This is a genomic window from Protofrankia sp. CiT1 (assembly GCF_917627335.1).
GTDB lineage: Bacteria > Actinomycetota > Actinomycetes > Frankiales > Frankiaceae > Protofrankia.
Window position 1 is genome coordinate 6,536 of sequence record NZ_CAKJTP010000106.1, and the last position, 4,520, is coordinate 11,055.

4 protein-coding genes are annotated in these 4,520 nt (G+C 70.1%); 3 read left to right on the forward strand and 1 reads right to left on the reverse strand.

The window, feature by feature from the left end; genetic code table 11:
- On the reverse strand, positions 1 to 1,085 hold a 1,085-nt coding region (gene hemE, locus MJ785_RS15645), incomplete at its 3' end, for a uroporphyrinogen decarboxylase (protein WP_239377295.1).
- Between the two features lie 301 nt (positions 1,086 to 1,386).
- Here hemE and MJ785_RS15650 point away from each other — a divergent pair.
- From MJ785_RS15650 to MJ785_RS15660, 3 genes are all read left to right on the forward strand, one after another.
- Positions 1,387 to 1,785 carry a DUF3817 domain-containing protein gene (locus MJ785_RS15650; protein ID WP_239312624.1) on the forward strand — a complete coding sequence of 133 codons (399 nt, stop codon included), beginning with the start codon at positions 1,387 to 1,389 and terminating at the stop codon, positions 1,783 to 1,785.
- A 551-nt stretch (positions 1,786 to 2,336) separates the two neighbouring features.
- Complete coding sequence (locus MJ785_RS15655; protein WP_239312628.1) at positions 2,337 to 2,960, forward strand: DUF3000 domain-containing protein; 624 nt, start codon at positions 2,337 to 2,339, stop codon at positions 2,958 to 2,960.
- 215 nt (positions 2,961 to 3,175) lie between these two features.
- Entirely contained in the window at positions 3,176 to 4,513 is a 1,338-nt protein-coding gene (locus tag MJ785_RS15660) for an HRDC domain-containing protein (protein ID WP_239381501.1), read from the forward strand.
- Positions 4,514 to 4,520: the final 7 nt, after the last annotated feature.

Below are 4,520 nucleotides of genomic sequence, written 5' to 3' on the forward strand. Positions count from 1 at the left end.
TATCCGGGGGAGGCCGCATGAACCAGGTCCACGATGTGGGCGAGCACGCCAGGATCGGTCTCGGGCAGCACTCCGTGCCCAAGGTTGAACACGTGGCCGCCGGCCTTGCCACCACGGACGCACACGTCGTGGACCTTGTCCGCCAGGACGTCCGCCGGCGCGAAGACGGCGGCCGGGTCGAGGTTGCCCTGGACCGCACGCATCGGGCCGATCCGCCGGGCGGCCTCGTCCAGCGGGACCCGCCAGTCCACCCCGACGACATCCGCGCCGGCCTCCGCCATGGCGCCGAGCAGTTCGCCGGTGTTCACCCCGAAGTGGATGCGCGGGACGCCGGCATCGGCGAATGCGGCAAGCACGCGCTCGCTGTGCGGAAGCACATAACGGCGGTAGTCGACCTCGTCCAGTACACCGGCCCACGAGTCGAACAGCTGGATGGCGCTGACGCCCGCCTCAACCTGGACCCGCAGGTAGCCGATGGCGATGTCGGCGAGCCGTCCCAGCAGCTCGTGCCACAGCCGTGGCTCGGTGTACATGAGCTGCTTGGTGCGGGCATACGTCCGGCTGGGACCGCCCTCGACCAGGTAACTGGCAAGGGTGAACGGCGCGCCGGAGAAACCGATCAGCGGGATCGGCCCGAGCTCGCCGACGAGCGTGCGGACGGCGTCGGCCACATACGGCACGTCATCGCCGGTGACTGGCCGCAGCCTGCTCAGCGCCGCTCGGTCACGGATCGGATCCGCGACGACCGGGCCGACACCGGCGACGATGTCGATGTTCATACCAATCGCGACAAGCGGCAGGACGATGTCGGAGAACAGGATCGCGGCGTCGGTGCGGAAACGCCGCACCGGTTGCAGAGTGATCTCGGTCACCATGGCTGGATCGCGACAGGAGTCGAGCATGGCGATGTTGGCCCGCAGCCGGCGATACTCCGGCAGCGCGCGGCCGGCCTGCCGCATGAACCACACTGGCGTGCGCTCGGTGGGCTCGCCTCGACACGCCCGCAAGAACAGCGCATCGCGCGGTTCGGGCTCTCCAACAGACGCGCCCGAGGTTTCACCCCCGGGCACCGCTACGCAATACATGGACTCGATGGTTGCATGCCGGACGCGCCCGCTGCGCAGACGGCGACCTCAATCGCCGCGACATCGGTCACGCCCCACCAGGGGGGACGAAGTTCTCACGAAGAGTAATGGAAAATGAAGCCCGCGACAACGGCCGTGGCAGGCCTCCCGGTCGCGACTATCTTCGACGTGACGTAGAAAGATGTGGCAGACCGTGAACCGACCTGACGTAGCGGACATCCGCCCGCGGCCGCTCCCCAGCGGATCCGTACCGGGGGGTTACGCCGCGATGGGCACCAACAGGCACCGTGGAGGCCAGGACATGCCAACTGCCGATAGCCCCCGCGGCGAAGAGGGCGACGCGCGGATGCTCGCACCCGCGCGGGTTCTCTCGGTCGCCGAGGCGACGTCCTTCCTCCTCCTGCTGGTCGCGACCGCGCTCAAGTACGGCACCGGCCACCCCGGCGGGGTCCGGGTACTCGGCCCGATCCACGGCGGGCTCTTCCTCGCCTACTGCGCGATAATGATCGCCGTCGCCCGCGACCACCGCTGGCCGGTGTCGAAGACGCTGTTGGCGCTCGGCGCCGCCGTCCTGCCCATCGCTCCCTATGCGGTGGAACGCCGCTGGCTGCGCCCGCCCGTCGCCGGCCGCGTACGGACGCCCGCGGACAGCTCGGCCGCGCCCGCACCGACCGCGCCCGGAAGCACCCCCGCGGCCTAAGAGCGCCCACAATCCACCATTTTCACTAAAAGTATCCACCTGAACACACTTGAACATACACGACACGCCGAGCCCGAATACGTGGCTCTGCGGCTGGTCCGTGCCACCGTCAGGGACGGTCCGAATGGGACGAGAGGGTCCGTGATGTCCACGCGCGCCCTCCTGACGGGACGTGCCCTAGGAGTGGTGTTCGGGTGGAACAGGCCCATGCGGGCGCTGACGGGCTGACCCAGCGGGTGTGCCCCGAGTGCGGCGACACGCGCGGTTTCGAGCAGCCACCATGCGTGGACGGACACGGAATGGACTGTCCTGAACGCGCATGCGTCGACTGCGGAACAGCGCTGTTCGTCGACCCGCGACAGATCGTCGCCAGGCCGGAGCGGACATCCGCGCGAGCGCCGCGCCGGTTCGCTGGCCAGCCGATCCGGCACCGGTCGCGCCATGTCGCCTGACCGGCCGGCCGGCCGGCGGCTCTGGCGGGTCCGGGCCGGTCACCCGGTCGCCCGACCGCTGTCGCGCGCGTACGGTCAGGACGTCCTAACGTGACGTCCATGGGCGCATCGCTGTCTCCGGAGGGCGCGCCGCCGGTCTTCGTGGCCGCCACGTCCGCGCTACGGGACGCGTTGGGGCGGGCTCCGGCAGAGATCACCCTGCATGAGATCCAGGCGCCCGCCAGACTCGCGCCGTATGCGTTCGCCATCGCCGGTGGTCTGTCCCGTGACGACGACGAAGCGGCCTCCGGACGATTGATCCTCCTTCTCGATCCGGCTGGGCACAGCGCCTGGGAGGGCACCGCGAGGTTCGTCTGCTATGCCCGAGCGGCCGTCGACACAGAGATCGCGATAGACCCGTGCCTGCCCGAAGTCGCCTGGTCGTGGCTGTGCGAGGCGCTGGAGGCGAATCATGCCGCATACCGTGCGCTGGGCGGCACCGTGACCATCACGAACTCGCGGCGGTTCGGTGTTCTCGCGGCGGACGGTCACAGCTCGGACGTGGAACTGCGCTGCTCATGGTCACCGGACTGGGCCGAGACGACCGGTGCCGCTGGCCGCCGTGGCTGGCGGCCAGCGGAGGCCGTGGCCCAGCTGCACGCCTTCGCGGACCTGCTCACCGCCATGGCCGGCCTGCCACCGCGGCTCTGCGGAGTCGTGCCCCTGCCATCCCGCCGCGGCTGAGCAGTCCCCGCGAACCCAGCCGAATTTATGATCATGACAGTTATCTTCGTCACTCTTCCCAAGGCACAGTCGAGAACTCTCCGTACTTAAATGGATACTAGCAGTACAATTAATCGCTCAACTCGAGGCCGATCACGAACCCACACCGATTTAGTCGGGCCGCGTCCGCCCGAGCGCCCTGCTCATCGCCTGCTTCGGACGTACGATCGCCGATCGTGACGTCGACGGTTCCGGATTCATCGCACCAGCAAAACCAAGATCCCGGTGGCGGCGCGGAGCACGCTCGGCCGCTCTTGGAGCCGTCCGAAGGCATCCCCCCCGTCATCGTCGATGAGGCGTCGCTACATGCGGCCGCGGCACGGCTGGCCGCCGGGAACGGCCCGGTGGCCTTCGACGCCGAGCGGGCATCGGGGTATCGCTACAGCCAGCGGGCCTATCTGGTCCAGATCCGCCGCCGCGGATCCGGCACCCACCTCATCGACCCAGTCGCGCTGCCCGACCTCGTCCGCATCCAGCAGGCCGTCGGTGACGCCGAGTGGGTGCTGCACGCCGCCAGCCAGGACCTGCCCTGCCTGGCCGAGCTCGGTCTGCGTCCGGGCGCGCTGTTCGACACCGAGCTTGCCGGCCGGCTGCTCGGTTACGAGCGGGTGGGGCTGGGGATCATGGTCGAAAAAGTGCTGGGTTTTTCCCTCGAGAAGGGACATTCAGCGGCCGACTGGTCGACCCGGCCGTTACCAGAACCGTGGCTGCGCTATGCCGCGCTCGACGTCGAACTTCTCATCGAGCTGCGCGACGCGCTGCACGGCGAGCTTGCGGCCCAGGACAAACTGCGGTTCGCCCGCGAGGAGTTCGCCGCGATCGCCGCGGCTCCCCCCCGTGAGCCACGACCGGAGCTGTGGCGGCGCACCAGCGGGATCCACCGGGTTCGCAACCGTCGCCAGCTCGCCGCGGTCCGTTCGATGTGGACGACCCGGGACCGGATCGCCCGCGAACGGGACATCGCTCCCGGCCGGGTGCTGCCAGACAGCGCGATCATTGACGCGGTCCTCAACAACCCCGCCGACGTCGAGGCCCTGACCCGGCTACCGATCTTCTCCGGCCCACGGCTGCGCCGCAACGCGCGGACCTGGCTCACCGCGCTGCGGGAAGCCGCCAGCCTGCCCGAGGACACGCTGCCGCCGGCGGTCGCGCCCGGGGGTGACGGGCTACCGCCGCCGAACCGCTGGGCCGATCGTGATCCGGTGGCGGCAGCCCGGCTCGTCCGGGTACGCGCCCAGCTGGGCGCCATCGCCGCCGAGCGGAGCATGCCGGTGGAGAACCTGTTGGAGCCGGCCCTCGCCCGCCGGCTCGCCTGGTCGCCACCGGCGGCGCCAGCATCGGTCGAGATCGTCGCGGAGCTGCTGCGCAAGGGCGGCGCCCGGCCATGGCAGGTGGAGCTCACCGCCAGCCCGATCGCGAGCTGCCTGTCGGCACCGCCAGCACCGCCAGAGCGGCTTGACGAGCCTGCGCCGCGGCGGGATCCGGCCGCGTCGGCCGACGGCGGCACCGGATAGGGCAGCA

What these genes read in the sequence shown, in the direction of transcription:
- MJ785_RS15650 (WP_239312624.1), top strand. Translation starts at nt 1,387, where the DNA reads ATGCCAACTGCCGATAGCCCCCGCGGCGAAGAGGGCGACGCGCGGATG.
- MJ785_RS15655 (WP_239312628.1), top strand. Translation starts at nt 2,337, where the DNA reads ATGGGCGCATCGCTGTCTCCGGAGGGCGCGCCGCCGGTCTTCGTGGCC.